We start from the raw sequence: 15,946 nt of genomic DNA on the forward strand, positions 1-15,946 counted from the left end.
GTCACCGACGGTGACAGTCATCGACCCCAAAAACCCCAGTATCGAACACTCCGCTCGTACGTGCGGTGACCGGGGATCGCGAGTCGGTCGCATTGTCCTGACAATGCGACGAATGCGGCGGGGGAAAAGGACCGCGATCGAGAGGCCTGGAACAGCCCTTGGGGCAAGGCCGCGGACAAGCCGGAATCAAGCCAAATCCAGGCTGAATAAAGGCCGGACCGAGATCGGATTCAGTTCTGAATCAGCTCGGAATCGGGTGGTAATCGGATCGGATTCAGGTGGATTCGGATCGGAGGCACACCGGAAGCAGAAGAGCCGAAGGGCCGCGGAAGGAGAGCGGAATCACGTCGGCGCCGGAGCGGAACGGGTCGCTGCGGGCCGCCGGACCGCGATCGGGCGAGACCCGACCGGGATCAGACGACACAGGGCCGGGACCGGGATCAGGCGGCGCCGGGCCGGGGCCGAGCGGCGCCCGGCCGTGATCATGGCCGTACGAGCAGCTGGAACTCGAACGAATAGCGGCTCGGCCGGTAGATGTGGTCGCCGAACTCGACCGCGCGGCCGGTGTCGTCGAAGGTCGTGCGCTGCATGGTGAGCAGCGGGGCGCCCTCGGGTTCGGCCATCCGCTGGCCCTCGCCCGCGGTGGCGGCACGGGCGCCGATGGACTGGCGGGCGCTGTGCAGGGTGATGCCGGCGGCGCGCATCAGCCGGTACAGGCCGGTGGCCTCCAGCTGCGCCGTGTCCAGGTCGAGCAGGCCGGGCGGCAGGTGGTTGCACAGGTACGCCATCGGCTCCCCGTGCGCGAGCCGAAGCCGCTCCACCCGGTGCACCTCGCTGCCCTCGGGCACGGCGAGCGCGGCGGCCACCTGCGCGGAGGCCGGGAGGAGGGTGTTGACGAGGACCTTGGTCGCGGGACGCTGTCCGGCCGCCTCCAGGTCGTCGAAGAGGCTGCTGAGCTCCAGCGGGCGCTTGACCTTGCTGTGCACGACCTGCGTCCCGACGCCTCGGCGGCGCACCAGCAGCCCCTTGTCGACCAGCGACTGGATGGCCTGGCGGACGGTGGGCCGGGACAGGCCGAGCCGCGCGGCGAGCTCGATCTCATTGCCGAGCAGACTGCCGGGGGTGAGCGTGCCGTGCTCGATCGCGGCCTCCAGCTGCTGGGACAGCTGGAAATACAGCGGCACGGGGGAGTTCCGGTCCACACTCAGCTCTAGGCGCACTGTAGGGTTCGCTTCTGGTTTCGGCACGTGGCGAGCGTAGCCTTGCGACCGGTTGACGGGAAGTTGTGTAGTTCGGTTGTCCGGACATACGGATTGACAGCGCACCTGGTCTGCCCTCAGTTTGTTCCCATGCGCATCGGCGTCATCGGTACGGGTCGCATCGGCAAGATCCATGCGAACACACTCAGTCGCCATCGCGAGGTCGGATCGCTGATCCTCACGGATGTCGATCCCTCGCGGGCCCAGGAGGTCGCGAACCGCCTGGGCGAGACGGCGGCGCCAGGGGTGGACGAGATCTTCACCTGGGGCGTGGACGCCGTGGTGATCACGGCGACGACGTCGGCGCACGCCGAACTGATCGGTCGGGCAGCACGCTCGGGGCTGCCGGTCTTCTGCGAGCAGCCCATCGCCCTCGACCTGCCCGGCACCCTGAACGCCCTCGCCGAGGTCGAGGCCGCGGGAACGGTGCTGCAGATGGGGTACCAGCGGCGGTTCGACACGGGCTACGCGGGAGCCCGGGAGGCGGTCCGCTCGGGCCGGCTGGGCCGGCTGCACACGATCAGGGCCGTGACGTCCGACCAGACCCCGCCGTCGGCGGCCTGGCTGCCCCAGTCCGGCGGGCTGTACCGGGACGCGCTGATCCACGACTTCGACGTGCTGCGCTGGGTGACGGGCCGCGAGGTCGTCGACGTCTACGCCGCCGGGTCCGACGCAGGTCCCGCGATGTTCCGCGCGGCGGGCGACATCGACACGGCCGCGGCCGTCCTCACCCTCGACGACGGCACGCTCGCCACGGCGACCGCGACGCGGCTGAACGGCGCGGGCTACGACGTGCGCATGGAGCTGGCGGGAGAGCTGGACCAGATCGTCGTCGGCCTGGACGACCGCACGCCGATCGCGTCCACGGAACCGACCGGGCCGCCGGCCGCGGACAAGCCGTGGACCGGGTTCCTGGAACGCTTCGGACCCGCCTACGAGGCCGAGCTGTGCGCGTTCGTCGAGGTGGTGCGGGGACAGCTGGCCAGCCCCTGCGACGGGCGCGAGGCGTTGCAGGCTCTCCGGATCGCGGAGGCCTGCGACGTGTCCCGACGGGAGCGCAGAGCGGTGAGCCTGGCGGAGATCCCGGGCGGGGTGACCACCGCGTTCAGCAGGTGAACGGGACGTCAGGCCGGACGGCGGGCCGGCGGGCGGCCCCGCGGACGGTGGCCCGCGGAGGGGATGACGTGCGGAGCACCCGCAGGTGACCGGCGCACAGGTCACCGGCGCGCCCACCGGCCGCCCGTCGATCGCCCACCGCCCGCTCGTCGCCGCGTGCCCCGCTACCAGCGCACCGGCAGGCTGCGGACCCCCCGCATGAGCATCCCTGGCAGCCACTCCCCCGCCGGGCCCGCGAGGGCGAGGCCGGGCGCGCGATCCAGGAGGGAGCGGATCGCCGTACGGGCTTCGAGGCGGGCCAGTGGGGCGCCCAGGCAGAAGTGGACGCCGTGCCCGAAGGCCAGGTGGCCGCGGGTGTCGCGGTGGATGTCGAAGCGGTCGGGGGCGGGGAAGCGGACCGGGTCGCGGTCGGCGGCGACGAGCCCGATCATCACGGCCTCGCCCGCCGCGATGGGCGTCCCGCCGATCACCAGGGGCTCGACGGCGAACCGGAACGTGGCGTTCTCCACCGGCCCCTCGTGACGCAGGGTCTCCTCGACCACGCCGTCGACGAGACTCGGGTCGGCGCGCACGGCGGCGAGGTGGCCGGGATGCCGCAGCAGCGCGTGGACGGCGTTGGTGATGAGGTTGACCGTGGTCTCGTGCCCGGCGACGAGCAGGATGAAGGCCATGCCGCGCAGTTCGGACGGCGAGAGCTGGTCGCCGTCCTCGGCGGTCGCCCACATCAGGTCGCTGAGCAGATCCTCGCCCGGTCCGGTGGCGCGCTTGTCCTCGATCAGCCCGTCGAGGTACGCGCCGAGCCGGGCGAAGACGTCGTACCCGCTCTGCGTGCCGGCGGGCGCGACCGCCTCCGAGGACAGCTTGCGGAAGTCCATGCGGTCGATCTCGGGGACGCCGAGCAGCTCGCAGATCACCGTGATCGGCAGGGGGAAGGAGAGGGACTCCACGAGGTCTGCGGAGCCGTGCGGCAGCATCGCGTCGAGCAGTTCGTCGGTGATCTGCTGGATCCTCGGCCGCAGCAGCTCCACCCGGCGCATGGTGAACGCGCGGGACACCAGCCTGCGGAGCCGGGTGTGCTCGGGCGGGTCGACGATCAGCAGGTGCCTGCCGATCTGCTGGTCGTCGAGGAACGTCATGCCGATCTTGTTGCCGTCCTTCACCAGCCGCGGGTCGGCGAGCGCCGCCCGGGCCTCCTCGTACCCCACCACGAGCCAGGTCTCGTACGTCTCCGGCGCGGGCAGCCGCACCCGGTGCACCGGGCCGCGCTCACGCAGCCGCGCGTACACGGGGTGCGGGTCGCTCCGGAAGCGGTCGCCGAACTCCCCCAGATCGATCACCTGTGTCGCGTCCGTCACTGTCTCCCCCTCCAGGACATCGCGGGCCCGTCGTACACAGAACGCTCGGGCGGCACGGCTAGTGCCCGTACTGGCCGTCCTCCTCCTCCAGCAGCCCGGCGTCGTACGCCAACAGGGCGATCTGTACGCGGTTGTTGAGGCCGAGCCTGGCCAGGATGCGGGAGACGTGGGCCTTGACGGTGGCGACGCTCATGAAGAGCGTGCCGGCGATCTCGGCGTTGGACAGCCCCCGGCCGACCGCGACGGCGACCGCGCGCTCCCGCTCGGCCAGGACCGTGACGCGCGCCTGCGCGCGTGCGCGCCGGTCGTCGGCGGCGGAGCCCGCCGCGTGCGCCATCAGCTGACGGGTGACGGCGGGCGACAGGACGGGGTCCCCCGCCGCGACCCGGCGCACCGCGTCGAGGATCTCGGCGGGCGGGGTGTCCTTGAGGACGAACCCGGCGGCGCCCGCCCGCAGGGCGCGCAGCACCTGGTCGTCGGCGTGGAACGTGGTCAGGACCACGACCTGCGGGGCGTCCGCGCGGCCGCGCAGCCGCCGGGTGGCCGTGAGGCCGTCCACCGACGGCATCCGGATGTCCATGAGGACGACGTCGGGGCGGGTGCGGTCGACCAGCGCCTCGACCTCGCCGCCGTCGGCGGCCTCTCCGACGATCTCGATGTCATCGGCTCCGCCCATCATGAAGGACAGGCCGGCCCGAACGAGGGGGTCGTCGTCGACGAGGAGCAGTCTGATGGCAGTCATGAGGCGTACGTAATCACGAATGCCGGGGCCACCCCGACGGCGGCGTGCACAGCGCCCGGTGCGATCGGCTTCCGAGGCCAACGCACGGACCGCGTGGCCGAGTTGACCGCCGGGTCGGGCGCCGGTGCGGTGGGCGCGGTCATGGCCACGGAAGCCAGGCCCGTACCAGGAAACCTCCGTCGGCCGGCGGGCCGTGCTCCAGGGTTCCCCCGGCCAGCGTCGCGCGTTCCGTCAGGCCGATCAGGCCCTGGCCGGAGCCGGGGACGTGGGGCACCTCGCCGTCGGGCGCGGGGTTGCGCACCGTCACCACGAGGCCGTCGCCTGGTGCGCCCGCGACGGTCACGGTGACCTCCGTGCCGGGGGCGTGCTTGCGGGCGTTGGTCAGGCCCTCCTGGGCGATGCGGAAGGCGGTGCGGCCGACAGATGCGGGGACGTCGGCGGGGGCGCCGACCCGGTGGTCGAGAGTGACCTTCATGCCGGCCTCGCGGGACTCGGTGACCAGTCCGTCGAGCGCGGCGAGCGTCGGCTGGGGGCGGCCCGTGTCGTCGGGCTCGGACGCGCGCAGCACGCCGATGATCTCGCGCAGGTCCTGGAGGGCCTCGTGGGCGCTCTCCCGGATGACACCGGCCGCCCGCTCGATCTCCTCGCGGGGTGCGTCCGGCCGGAACTCCAGGGCGCCCGCGTGCACGCTGAGCAGCGTCAGCCGGTGGGCGAGGACGTCGTGCATCTCGCGCGCGATGGCCTCGCGGGCCAGCCGCTGGGCCTGCTCCGCGCGCAGCCGCGCCTCGGTCTCCGCGCGCCGGGCGCGGTCGCGCAGGCTCAGCATGAGCTGCCGTTTGGACCGGACGAACATGCCCCAGCCGATGACGGTCAGGGTGAGCAGTCCGGTGAACGCGACGGCGCCCAGATACGGCAGGTCGGGGTCCGGGCGCAGCCAGAAGAAGACCGGCATCAGGGCGAGGGAGGTGCCGCCGACCCAGGCCACGTAGCGGAACGGGCGGTGCACGGCGAGGGTGAACAGGGCGAGCAGGCAGGCTCCGCCCGCGCTGTTCGAGAGGAAGCCGACGGGAACCAGCGCCACGGCGAGCCCGACGGGCCAGCGGCGGCGCAGCCAGATCGCGGCGCAGGCGAGGGCGCCGAGCAGCTGGTCGAGGACGACGACGGTGTGCGGGGGGCTCGGTGCGTGGTTCAGGGCGTCCGCCCCGGCCAAGCCGATGACGACGGCCAGGAGGAAGCAGGAGAAGTCGACCGCCCAGTCCCGGGCAGTACGCCGGACGCGCCTGCGGCGGCGGGCGTCGGGGTCGAGCTCGTCGGCCAGGGCGGACGGCAGCAGCCACCGCCGGCGCCTCTCGAACACCGGCGGTGTCTGCGCCGGACTGTCACTCTCCACGGTCGACAAATCTACGCAGTGCCGGACCGGGACACCGCCCCTCGCGCACGACGGGCGACCAAAGTCACCGCGCCGCAGACTTTCGGCGCGGCCGGCCCCGGCGGCCGGAGACTTCCGTACCGAGTGCCTCGCCCCGCGGCCGATGTGTGTGGGGGGACCGCGGGGCGAGAGTCTGGGGCATGAAGCACGTTCTGGAGTTGGTCGGATTCATCGCCCTGGTACAGGGCGTGCTGGGCCTGGTGCACGAGTTCGCCCACTGGCGTGTGGGTCTCGTGCAGCGGCTCGGCTTCCTCGACGGCTACGAGGTCTACGCGAGCGTCGCGCTGGTCGTGCTGGCGTTGGCGCTGTTCGCCGCCGCGGAGAGCCGGAAGTCCCGGTGAGTGGGGGTGGACCTCCGGCTCGTCGCGCCGTTCCCGCACGGTCGACCGTGATCGGACGACGGCCTCAGCAGCCGTAGGCGACCAGTTTGAACGTGACGTAGTGGTCCGCGGTGTAGTAGTCCTCGTCGGTCCTGTCACCGGTCACGATGCGGCGCGCTCCGCGCGTCGACGACCCGGGGGTCTTCACCGTGTACTCGTGGTAGTAGCCGGTCGACCGCGAGGGCAGGACACCCTCGCGGTTCTGGAAGACCGCCCCGTCCTGCGCGTACGGGAACGGTCCGCCCTCCTCGATCAGTTCGAGGGTGTCGTACGCCTGGGGCGGCAGCTTGGAGTAGCAGACGCTGCCGACCGCGGCGTGCGCCGTCGTCGCGGCGACGGTACCGCCGACGAGCAGGGCGGACAGCACGGCCGCCGAGGCACCGATGCGGGTGATTCGTGGGGGGAATCTCATGCCCCACATGATGACGCGCGTAGACACTGACATGTCAATGACAAGTTTGTAGATTTTCCCGGCACGTCCGATGAGTTTTCGGGAAGTTAACCTGCGCCTGGCCGACCCCACGGCTGGGGGCGGGCCGCTCCCGCGACGCGTCGCCTCATCCGGCGTGGGTCGAGAACAGTCCGCCCGTCGGGCCCTGCTTGTCGCCGCCCTGGGCCTTCTTCAGGGCGTTGGCGAGGCTCTCGATGGTCAGGGACTGGAGGATGACGCGCCCGTTGCCCTCCAGCGTGGCCAGGGACAGTCCCTCGCCGCCGAAGACCGCGTTCATGATGCCCTGGCGGTTGAGGCCGCCGACGCGCTGGACGCCGTACTGGACGCCTTCCTCGAAGGCGACCACGCAGCCGGTGTCGACCTCGATGCGGCCGCCGAAGTCGGCCGGGTTCAGGTCGATGAAGTTGCCCGCGCCGGCGATGATCACCGTGCCGCGGCCGGTGAACTTCTCCAGGACGAAGCCTTCGCCGCCGCTCATGCCGGTCCGGCCGCCCTGGAAGGCGATGCCGAAGTCGACCGTGGACTCGGCGGCCACGAAGGCGTCCTTCTCCGCGAACCACGCGCGCGTGCCGTCGAGCTCCAGGGCGCGCATCTCGCCGGGCAGGACACCGGCGAAGCCGACCGTGCCCTCGCCGCCCTGCGCGGTGAAGTACTGGAACGCCAGCGACTCGCCCGCGAGGGCGCGCTGGCCGACCTGCATGGCCGTCCCCATCGCCTGCCGCAGCATGCCTCCCATGCCGCCGGAGCCGCCCGCGCCGCCGCCCGGCGGCCGGCCACCACCGCTCGACGGACCGCCCAGGCGGGTCTCCATGGTCACGTTCGTCGTCTTGAACAGGAACTTCCCCGCCTCGCAGTACACGGTCTGGCCGGGGTGCAGGGTGACGACCGCCATCTGCATGGCGTTGCCGACTATCTCTTGCTGAAGGGTCACGTGGACAGAACGCGGAAGGCGGAGGAAAGAGTTCCAGCCATGACTGTGACGCCCGCACACCCGACCCGGGACACGGCGCTTCTCGTGGTCGGTCCTGAGCGGGACCTCCGGCGGTAGGGTGCCGAAGGACGTTGCGGTTTGCACCTGCGCAGGCGTGCGGTGCCGCGCTCGGAGCGCGGCCGGAACCGCGGCCGACGAGCCGGACGCACCCGGCTCCCCTGCCCGCAGCACACCATCCACGGTGAGGGACGATGATCGTATCGGTGGTGTCGATGCCGGAAGGCGTCGTCGCTCGCACAGCACTGCCGCAGGCGCGGGAGCGTCTGCGGGGCTCCGGTTTCGTGATCGTGGACATCGACCGGGAAGGCGACCCCTCGCTCGACGCCACACCCCCGCTGTGGCAGCGGCTCGGGCTGGAGGGCGAGGGCTGGGAGTGGTTCGGGCGGCCGCAGGCAGAGGTACGGGCCGATTACCGGGGCGACACGGCCGCGTGCGTCGTGCCGGTGGCCTGTGACGGCCAGGTCGCCTACGTGCAGGTGATGGTCGACCGGCACTGCCTCGTCACCGTTCACCAGGGACCCGTCGCACTGGTCGACGCCTTCATCGAGCGGTTGCCGCTGGACGCGCCCGCTGACCCGCCGACCGCCCTGTTCCTGTTTCTGCAGGGTGTGCTGGAGAGCTTTCGCCGCGAGGTCACGCAGGCCCACCTCGAGGTCGAGGACCTCGAGGAGGAGATGTTCACGCAACGCGAGCCGCGGCAGGTCCAGCAGCTGGCCCTGCTGCGCCGGCGTGCGGCGCGTCTGCATCGCGCGTTCCTGCCCTACGCCGCCCTCGCGCAGGAGATCCTCCTGCGTCGCCGCGTGGCGAACCAGGGCATCTCCGACGAGCGCAAGGCGATGAACACCTTGCACGAGCACACCGTGCAGCTGGTGCTCCTGGAGATCGAGTCGCTGCGGGACGCCGCCCGGCGGGCCGCGGGCAGCTACGCGTCGCTCGTGGCCGACCAGCAGAACGTCGTCATCAACCGGCTCACCATCGTGTCGATGATCTTCCTGCCGCTGTCGTTCCTGACCGGGTTCTTCGGCATGAACTTCGCGTACCTGACCAACGGCCTCGAGAGCGAGCACTCCTTCCTGACGCTCGGCCTGGGACTGCAGGTGGGGGCCGTGGCCGTCGCCATGTACTACGTGCTGTACCGCACGCACTGGCGCCAGCTCCGGCTCAGCCGGGACCGCGACGCCGTCGACGAACAGCTCTGACCGCGCTCCGGAACGGGCCCCCCACCGCGTCCCCGCCCCCGCCCCCGTCACCGCTCGTCCCCGCCCCCGTCCCCGGCTCGGCCGCGCTCGCCTCAGCCGCCGAGTTCCTGGTGCCTGGCGGCCAGAACCGCCGCACCCGCCTCCGTCAGCGAGCCGAACAGGCGCAGGCGGGAGATCCCGCCGTCCGGGAAGATGTCCACGCGCGCGTGCGTGCCGACGGCCGGGTCCGGCAGGACGAAGCGGTGGCCGGTGTCGGGCTGGAGCCGGGTGCGCGGGAGGATCTCCGTCCAGTCGCCGTCGTCGCCGTCCCTCACCGACACCGACGCCCAGCCCGCCGCGTTGCCCTTCAGGTACGCGGTGTCGATCTCGATCGCGCGGATCAGGGCCTGGGCCGTCAGCCGGTAGCGGATCCAGTCGTTGCCCTGGTCTCGACGGCGGCGCGTCTCCCAGCCGTCGTCCATCTTGTGGGAGCGGCCCGGCCGGATGGTGTTCGCCGCCGGGGAGTAGAAGAGGTCCGACGCGTCCTCGGCCCGGCCGCCGTTCTCCAGGGCGACCACGTCGAAGGTGCCGAGCACGTCGAGCCACGCGGGGTCGGGCACGACCTCGCCGTACACCCGCAGGCGCGCGATGCCCCCGTCGGGGTGCTGGTTGACCCGCAGGTGGGTGAAGCGCTGTTCGACCGAGACGGCGAAGCCGTTGGCGGCGTGGCCGCCGACCGGGGTGCGGGGGACCAGCGTGGTCCACTTGACGTCGTCGGCCAGGAGTTCCGCCGGGGACGGGGAGCCGGGCACCGAGGCGCCCTCGACCGACACCGCCTGCGGATAGTTGCCGCGGAAATGGGCCGTGTCGACGACAACGCCCCGTACGACGCCGGGCGCGCCGAGGCGGACCAGCGCCCAGTCGTGGTCCCGCGCGGTCGGCCAGGGGTGCTCGGCCGAGGCGCCGCGCCGGCGGCGGGTCTCCCAGCCGTCCATGATCTTGCCCTTGTGCCCGAAGTGCTCGGGGTCGAACGCGGCCGGGCCGGGCAGCAGCAGGTTCTCGCGCTGGGCGAAGAACTCGTCGTTGGCGGCGACGACGGCGGCGCCGAGCCGCCGGTCGGCGAGGTCGGCGTGGTGAGTGAAGGGGAAGTCGGCGGTGCGGTAGTCCGCGTACGGGTCGCCGCCTCCGTAGGGGCGCGCGTCGCCGGTGAAAGTCGGAGTCGCCGTCACGGTGATCAGGTGTTCCTCTCGGGAGTCGGCCGCCGCGAGGGCGGGGGTTCGCCACGGTGCGAGGCGCCACGGGTGCGGGGCGGGCGCCACGGGTGCGGAGGTTCGCCACGCGTGCGGAGGTCTGTGCGGGTGCGGGGGATCGCCGCTGGTGCGGGGATCGCCGCGCGTGCGAGGGATCGCCGCGGGTGCGGTGGTTCAGGGGGTGCGGGTCAGGAGCCGGCCCTTCGGTTCGGTGAACTCGCCGTCGGCCACGACGCGTTCGCCGCGCAGCCAGGTGGACTTCACGACCCCGTACAGGGTGCGGCCGGCGTACGCGGTGACGCGGTTGCGGTGCTGGAGGGCGGCCGGGTCCACGGTGAACGTCTCGTCGGGCGCGAGCACGGCGAAGTCGGCGTCCCGGCCCGCCTCGATGGCGCCCTTGCTGGCCTCCAGCCCGACCAGCCGTGCCGTGTGCGTGGACATCCAGCGCACGACGTCCTCCAGGCCGTGGCCGCGTGCGCGGGCCGCGGTCCACACCGCCGGCAGGCTCAGCTGGAGGCCGGAGATGCCGCCCCAGGCGGTGGCGAAGTCGTCCGTCTTCAGGTCGGCAGTCGACGGCGAGTGGTCGGTGACCACGCAGTCGATCGTGCCGTCCGCCAGCGCCTGCCACAGCAGGTCCTGGTTGGCCGCCTCCCGGATCGGCGGGCAGCACTTGAACTCGCTGGCGCCGTCGGGGACCTCCTCCGCGGTCAGGGTCAGGTAGTGCGGGCAGGTCTCGACCGTGACGCGCACACCGTCGGCCTTGGCGGCGGCGATCAGCGGCAGCGCGTCACCGGACGACAGGTGCAGGACGTGCACGCGCGCGTGCAGGCGCTTCGCCTGCGCGATGAGCGAGGCGATGGCGGTGTCCTCGGCGTCGCGCGGCCGGGAGGCGAGGAAGTCGGCGTACCGGGGGCCGCCGCGCCGCGGGGCGGCGTCGAGGTGGTGCGGGTCCTCGGCGTGCACGATCAGCAGGCCGCCGAACCCGGCGATCTCCGCGAGCGAGCGCGCGAGGCCGTCCCCGTCGAGGTGCGGGAACTCGTCCACGCCGGACGGCGACAGGAACGCCTTGAAGCCGAAGACACCGGCGTCGTGCAGCGGTCCCAGGTCCTCGATGTTGTCGGGCAGGGCGCCACCCCAGAAGCCGACGTCGACGTGCGCCTTGTCGGCGGCCACCCGGCGCTTCGTCCGGAGATGGTCGACGGTCGTCGTCGGCGGGAGGGAGTTGAGCGGCATGTCGACGAGGGTGGTGACGCCGCCGGCCGCCGCCGCGCGCGTGGCGGTCCAGAAACCCTCCCACTCGGTGCGGCCGGGGTCGTTGACGTGCACGTGGGTGTCGACCAGGCCGGGCAGCAGGACGTGGTCGCCGAGGTCCTCCAGACGGGCCCCGGCCGGCGTCTCGGCGTCGTACGGCAGTACGGCCGTGATCTTCCCGGCGGAGACCGCGACCGAGGCGGCCCGCGTCCCTTCCGGAGTGATGACGCGCGTCGAGCGCAGTACCAGTTCAGCGTCGGACACCCGGACCCCTCTCTCTGCCGCCGTTCCCTTCCGGGACGCGGGATTCCCTTCCACGCAACGGAATTCAACGTTCTGTTGAAGGAGTCTTCACTCCCGCCCCCGCGCCGTCAAGGGTGCGCCTCGCCGCGGTGCGCCCAGAAGGGGTCACTCTGGATGTTTCCATTGGGTGGAATTACTATTCCACCAGACAGAATGTGGCTGCGTACCAACGGGGAGCCGACCGACCGCCGGGTAGGCTGCTGATCCTCCTGCCACGCCGAAAGGAACGTGCCGTGCCGACGTCCAGCGCCAGCACCACCGACTCCGCCAAGTCCGCCAGCGGCGGGGTCCAGTCACTGGAGCGCGCCTTCGATCTGCTGGAGCGGATGGCGGACGCGGGCGGCGAGGTCGGACTGAGTGAGCTCTCCGCGAGCAGCGGGCTGCCGCTGCCCACCATCCATCGCCTCATGCGCACCCTGGTGGCCTGCGGATACGTACGCCAGCAGCCCAACCGCCGGTACGCGCTCGGCCCGCGGCTGATCCGCCTCGGCGAGTCCGCCTCGCGACTGCTGGGCACCTGGGCCCGTCCCTACCTCGCCCGGCTGGTCGAGGAGACCGGCGAGACGGCGAACATGGCACTGCTCGACGGGGACGAGATCGTGTACGTGGCACAGGTGCCGTCGAAGCACTCGATGCGCATGTTCACCGAGGTCGGCCGACGCGTCCTGCCGCACTCCACGGGGGTCGGCAAGGCACTGCTCGCCGGTTTCCCGGACCACGAGGTGCGCGCGCTGCTCGGCCGCACCGGCATGCCCGCGGCCACGGAGAAGACGATCGTCACGCCCGACGGCTTCCTCGCGGCGCTGGAGGACGTACGGCGCAACGGGTACGCGGTGGACGACAACGAGCAGGAGATCGGCGTGCGTTGCCTCGCCGTCTCCGTACCGGACTCCCCCACCGCCGCCGCGATCTCCATCTCCGGCCCGGCGGGCCGGGTCACCGAGGCGGCGACGGAGAAGATCGTGCCGGTCCTCCAGCAGGTCGCCGCCGAACTGTCCGAGGCCCTCGCCACCTCGGGCGGCGTCCACGGCGGGTCGTGACGCGGGCCGTCACGGAGGGGTGAGGCGCGGGCCGTCACGGAGGGGCGCGCGTCATCATGGAAAGGTGAGGCGCGGGCCGTCACGGCACCGCGGCGCCCGCGCCGTCTCGGCGCCGGCGTGACACGCCCGCACCGCGAGCGGCCGCCGCGGGTCAGCGGGGGCGGGATTCGCCGAAGAGTTCCACCGCCGCGCGGACGTCCGCCAACCCGTGCGCCAAGGCGCTGACGGAGCCGATGGCGCCCGCGATCAGCAGCAGCGAGCGGCGCAGGTGGGGGATCTCGGGGGCGCCCCCGAGGGCCATCGAGTTCAGCGCGGCGAGTTCGTCCTCGGCGATGCCCCGGTCGGGGAACTCCGCCGGATGAGCGGCGAGTTCACGGCGCAGCCGGGACACGGCGGAACGCAGTTCCGTCACCCGTGGATCCTCGACGCTCCCGGTCACAGCCCTCTGCTCCACACTCCGCAACACAGTCCTCCCCCTCGCACGTCGTTGTGCGCGTCCTGCTCTGCCGGATGCCCCGCGCCCGGCGCCGGCCGGGCACCCGGTCGGTCGGTGCGGGCGCCCAGTTAACGCCACGCGGACCCGCGTACGCCAGTCCGGTGCATCGTCAACTTCCTTGCCCTATAAGGCTTTCGAGTGACGGGAAGGTTGCCGTCGGAGGGCGTCGCGCCGCACCTTCACGTCGAGCGTGACGCAGCCGCCCGGAACGGACGCGGGGGGAGACGGGTCGCACCGTGCGGTATGCAGAGTCCATGACGACACCTGAGACGACGCGGGACCCGTCCGCGGTCGCGGGGCTGCTGCTCGCCGCGGGCGGCGGACGGCGGCTCGGCGGACGGCCCAAGGCGCTGCTCGTCCATCGGGGCCGGCCGCTGGTGGAGCATGCCGTGGCGGTGCTGCGGGCGGCGGGCTGCGCGCGCGTGCACGTGGTCCTGGGAGCCGAGGCCGCCACCGTGCGGGAGCGGGCGGACCTCGGCGGCTGCGTGCTGGTGGACAACCCGGCGTGGGAGCAGGGCATGGGTACCTCGCTGCGGGCCGGGCTCGACTCCCTCACCGGAACGGGCGTACGGGCGGCGCTGGTCTCGCTCGTCGACCAGCCCGGCATCGGCGCGGAGGCGGTGCGCCGGGTGCTGGCCGGTTACCGGGACGAGGCGTCCCTGGTCTCGGCCTCCTACGCGGGCGTACGCGGCCACCCCGTGCTGTTCGGCGTCCGTCACTGGGCGGGCGTCGCCGCGACCGCGACCGGGGACCGGGGGGCCCGCGCCTACCTGAAGGAGCACGCGCGGGCGGTCACGCTCGTCGAGTGCGCGGACGTGGCCCGGCCCTACGACATCGACACGGAGGCCGACCTGGTCCACCTTGAGTGAGCGGGGCGGCACCGGGAGCCATGGTGCCTCGACCCGAAGAGTCTCGACATCAACAGATCATTGAAGTTCCACCATGAGGAAACTAGTATCCACTGATCAGAAGCACCCGCCGCTCCCCGGGCGCTCCGCGCCCCACCCGGGGCGACCGGCACCCGGTGCCACGTTCGCCGTGCCACGCTCGCTGAAGGAAGTGACAGCTCATGTCCGCACCAGCGCCGTCCCCGCTGGCCATCGTCGACGCCGCGCCCCTGCCCCGGCAGGAGGAGGTCCTCACCGACGCGGCGCTCGCCTTCGTGGCCGAGCTGCATCGGAGGTTCACCCCGCGGCGGGACGAACTCCTCGCCCGCCGGGCGGAGCGCCGTGCCGAGATCGCCCGCACCTCCACGCTCGACTTCCTCCCGGAGACCGCCGCCGTCCGCGCGGACGAGTCCTGGCGGGTGGCCCCGGCCCCGGCGGCCCTGAACGACCGCCGGGTGGAGATCACCGGCCCCACCGACCGCAAGATGACGGTCAACGCCCTCAACTCCGGCGCCCGGGTGTGGCTCGCCGACTTCGAGGACGCCTCCGCGCCCACCTGGGAGAACGTCGTCCTCGGCCAGCTCAACCTGACCGACGCCTACACCCGCGCCATCGACTTCACGGACGAGCGCAGCGGAAAGTCGTACGCCTTGAAGGCCGAGGGCGAACTCGCCACCGTCGTCATGCGCCCGCGTGGCTGGCACCTGAACGAGCGTCATCTCGTCGACGCCGAGGGCCACCCGGTCCCCGGCGCGCTCGTGGACTTCGGCCTGTACTTCTTCCACAACGCCCAGCGGCTGCTCGACCTCGGCAAGGGCCCGTACTTCTACCTCCCGAAGACGGAGTCCCACCTCGAGGCCCGCCTCTGGAACGACGTGTTCGTCTTCGCGCAGGACCACGTCGGCATCCCCCAGGGCACCGTCCGCGCCACCGTCCTCATCGAGACGATCACGGCGGCGTACGAGATGGAGGAGATCCTCTACGAACTCCGCGACCACGCCTCGGGGTTGAACGCCGGCCGCTGGGACTACCTGTTCTCCCTCATCAAGAACTTCCGTGACGGCGGCCCCAGGTTCGTGCTGCCGGACCGCAACTCCGTCACCATGACGGCCCCGTTCATGCGGGCGTACACCGAACTCCTCGTCCGTACCTGCCACAAGCGTGGCGCGCACGCGATCGGCGGCATGGCGGCGTTCATTCCGTCACGGCGTGACGAGGAGGTCAACAAGGTCGCCTTCGAGAAGGTCAAGGCCGACAAGGACCGTGAGGCGAACGACGGTTTCGACGGGTCGTGGGTGGCCCATCCGGACCTGGTGCCGATCGCCCTGGCCTCCTTCGACGCCGTGCTCGGCGACCGCCCGCACCAGAAGGACCGGCTGCGCGAGGACGTCCACGTGCGGGCGGCCGACCTGATCGCCGTCGACTCCCTCGACGCCAGGCCGACGTACGACGGCCTGGTCAACGCCGTCCAGGTGGGCATCCGCTACATCGAGGCCTGGCTGCGCGGCCTCGGCGCGGTCGCCATCTTCAACCTCATGGAGGACGCGGCCACCGCCGAGATCTCCCGCTCGCAGATCTGGCAGTGGATCAACGCGGGCGTCGAGTTCGAGAACGGCGAGAAGGCCACGCCGGAGCTGGCCCGCAAGGTCGCGGCGGAGGAGCTGTCGGACATCCGCGCGGAGATCGGCGAGGAAGCCTTCACCGCCGGTCACTGGCAGCAGGCCCACGACCTGCTGCTGACGGTCTCCCTCGACGACGACTACGCGGACTTCCTGACGCTGCCCGCCTACGAGCAGCTCGAGGGCTGACCCCGCCGGC

General features: G+C 72.2%; 15 protein-coding genes. 6 read left to right on the top strand and 9 right to left on the bottom strand.

The features are described from left to right. Window positions 1-482 precede the first annotated feature (482 nt). Complete coding sequence (locus tag ACWCQK_RS03015; protein WP_451151792.1) at window positions 483-1,220, bottom strand: GntR family transcriptional regulator; 738 nt, start codon at window positions 1,218-1,220, stop codon at window positions 483-485. 129 nt (window positions 1,221-1,349) lie between these two features. Between ACWCQK_RS03015 and ACWCQK_RS03020 the strand changes: the two genes are divergently transcribed. After that, window positions 1,350-2,375: a Gfo/Idh/MocA family protein gene (locus tag ACWCQK_RS03020; RefSeq protein ID WP_451151202.1), complete on the top strand. Its 1,026-nt coding sequence runs from the start codon at window positions 1,350-1,352 to the stop codon at window positions 2,373-2,375. 164 nt (window positions 2,376-2,539) lie between these two features. Here ACWCQK_RS03020 and ACWCQK_RS03025 read toward each other — a convergent pair whose 3' ends face one another. The 3 genes from ACWCQK_RS03025 to ACWCQK_RS03035 form a co-directional block, all read right to left on the bottom strand. Next, a complete protein-coding gene (locus ACWCQK_RS03025; RefSeq protein ID WP_451151204.1) occupies window positions 2,540-3,730 on the bottom strand; it encodes a cytochrome P450 family protein in 1,191 nt (396 codons plus the stop codon). Between the two features lie 58 nt (window positions 3,731-3,788). Beyond that, a complete protein-coding gene (locus ACWCQK_RS03030; protein WP_451151206.1) occupies window positions 3,789-4,472 on the bottom strand; it encodes a response regulator in 684 nt (227 codons plus the stop codon). Window positions 4,473-4,611: 139 nt separating this feature from the next. Next, window positions 4,612-5,871, bottom strand: coding sequence for a histidine kinase (locus ACWCQK_RS03035; protein WP_451151208.1), 1,260 nt, complete (start codon window positions 5,869-5,871; stop codon window positions 4,612-4,614). Window positions 5,872-6,041: 170 nt separating this feature from the next. Here ACWCQK_RS03035 and ACWCQK_RS03040 point away from each other — a divergent pair, with 170 nt between their 5' ends. After that, a complete protein-coding gene (locus ACWCQK_RS03040) occupies window positions 6,042-6,242 on the top strand; it encodes a hypothetical protein (RefSeq protein ID WP_451151210.1) in 201 nt (66 codons plus the stop codon). Window positions 6,243-6,306: 64 nt separating this feature from the next. Here ACWCQK_RS03040 and ACWCQK_RS03045 read toward each other — a convergent pair whose 3' ends face one another. Both ACWCQK_RS03045 and ACWCQK_RS03050 read right to left on the bottom strand, forming a co-directional pair. Further along, window positions 6,307-6,693, bottom strand: a complete 387-nt coding sequence (locus tag ACWCQK_RS03045) for a ribonuclease domain-containing protein (RefSeq protein WP_451151212.1) — start codon at window positions 6,691-6,693, stop codon at window positions 6,307-6,309. 145 nt (window positions 6,694-6,838) lie between these two features. Continuing rightward, on the bottom strand, window positions 6,839-7,663 hold the full coding sequence (locus ACWCQK_RS03050) for an AIM24 family protein (RefSeq protein WP_451151213.1): 825 nt from the start codon (window positions 7,661-7,663) through the stop codon (window positions 6,839-6,841). Window positions 7,664-7,914: 251 nt separating this feature from the next. On the opposite strand from ACWCQK_RS03050, the gene ACWCQK_RS03055 reads away from it, so the two are divergent. Further along, entirely contained in the window at window positions 7,915-8,922 is a 1,008-nt protein-coding gene (locus tag ACWCQK_RS03055; protein WP_451151215.1) for a magnesium transporter CorA family protein, read from the top strand. Between the two features lie 92 nt (window positions 8,923-9,014). Here ACWCQK_RS03055 and alc read toward each other — a convergent pair whose 3' ends face one another. Together alc and allB are read right to left on the bottom strand one after the other, a co-directional pair. After that, window positions 9,015-10,130 (bottom strand): allantoicase, encoded by a 1,116-nt coding sequence (gene alc, locus ACWCQK_RS03060; protein ID WP_451151217.1) that lies wholly within the window; start codon window positions 10,128-10,130, stop codon window positions 9,015-9,017. A gap of 195 nt (window positions 10,131-10,325) precedes the next feature. Next, window positions 10,326-11,666 (bottom strand): allantoinase AllB, encoded by a 1,341-nt coding sequence (gene allB, locus ACWCQK_RS03065; protein ID WP_451151219.1) that lies wholly within the window; start codon window positions 11,664-11,666, stop codon window positions 10,326-10,328. Window positions 11,667-11,938: 272 nt separating this feature from the next. On the opposite strand from allB, the gene ACWCQK_RS03070 reads away from it, so the two are divergent. Next, on the top strand, window positions 11,939-12,745 hold the full coding sequence (locus ACWCQK_RS03070) for an IclR family transcriptional regulator (RefSeq protein WP_451151221.1): 807 nt from the start codon (window positions 11,939-11,941) through the stop codon (window positions 12,743-12,745). Window positions 12,746-12,896: 151 nt separating this feature from the next. Here the strand turns inward: ACWCQK_RS03070 and ACWCQK_RS03075 are convergent, their stop codons facing one another. Further along, window positions 12,897-13,211: a DUF5955 family protein gene (locus tag ACWCQK_RS03075; RefSeq protein WP_451151223.1), complete on the bottom strand. Its 315-nt coding sequence runs from the start codon at window positions 13,209-13,211 to the stop codon at window positions 12,897-12,899. Window positions 13,212-13,495: 284 nt separating this feature from the next. Here ACWCQK_RS03075 and ACWCQK_RS03080 point away from each other — a divergent pair, with 284 nt between their 5' ends. Further along, complete coding sequence (locus ACWCQK_RS03080) at window positions 13,496-14,110, top strand: nucleotidyltransferase family protein (protein ID WP_451151225.1); 615 nt, start codon at window positions 13,496-13,498, stop codon at window positions 14,108-14,110. Window positions 14,111-14,310: 200 nt separating this feature from the next. Beyond that, window positions 14,311-15,936 carry a malate synthase A gene (gene aceB, locus ACWCQK_RS03085; RefSeq protein WP_451151227.1) on the top strand — a complete coding sequence of 542 codons (1,626 nt, stop codon included), beginning with the start codon at window positions 14,311-14,313 and terminating at the stop codon, window positions 15,934-15,936. Window positions 15,937-15,946 lie beyond the last annotated feature (10 nt).

The organism is Streptomyces sp. NPDC002306, assembly GCF_053593435.1.

Excerpts from the sequence above, each read along its gene's own strand:
- ACWCQK_RS03020 (WP_451151202.1), top strand. The coding sequence starts at position 1,350 with ATGCGCATCGGCGTCATCGGTACGGGTCGCATCGGCAAGATCCATGCG.
- ACWCQK_RS03030 (WP_451151206.1), bottom strand. The coding sequence starts at position 4,472 with ATGACTGCCATCAGACTGCTCCTCGTCGACGACGACCCCCTCGTTCGG.
- ACWCQK_RS03040 (WP_451151210.1), top strand. The coding sequence starts at position 6,042 with ATGAAGCACGTTCTGGAGTTGGTCGGATTCATCGCCCTGGTACAGGGC.
- ACWCQK_RS03045 (WP_451151212.1), bottom strand. The coding sequence starts at position 6,693 with ATGAGATTCCCCCCACGAATCACCCGCATCGGTGCCTCGGCGGCCGTG.
- ACWCQK_RS03055 (WP_451151215.1), top strand. The coding sequence starts at position 7,915 with ATGATCGTATCGGTGGTGTCGATGCCGGAAGGCGTCGTCGCTCGCACA.
- ACWCQK_RS03080 (WP_451151225.1), top strand. The coding sequence starts at position 13,496 with ATGACGACACCTGAGACGACGCGGGACCCGTCCGCGGTCGCGGGGCTG.
- aceB (WP_451151227.1), top strand. The coding sequence starts at position 14,311 with ATGTCCGCACCAGCGCCGTCCCCGCTGGCCATCGTCGACGCCGCGCCC.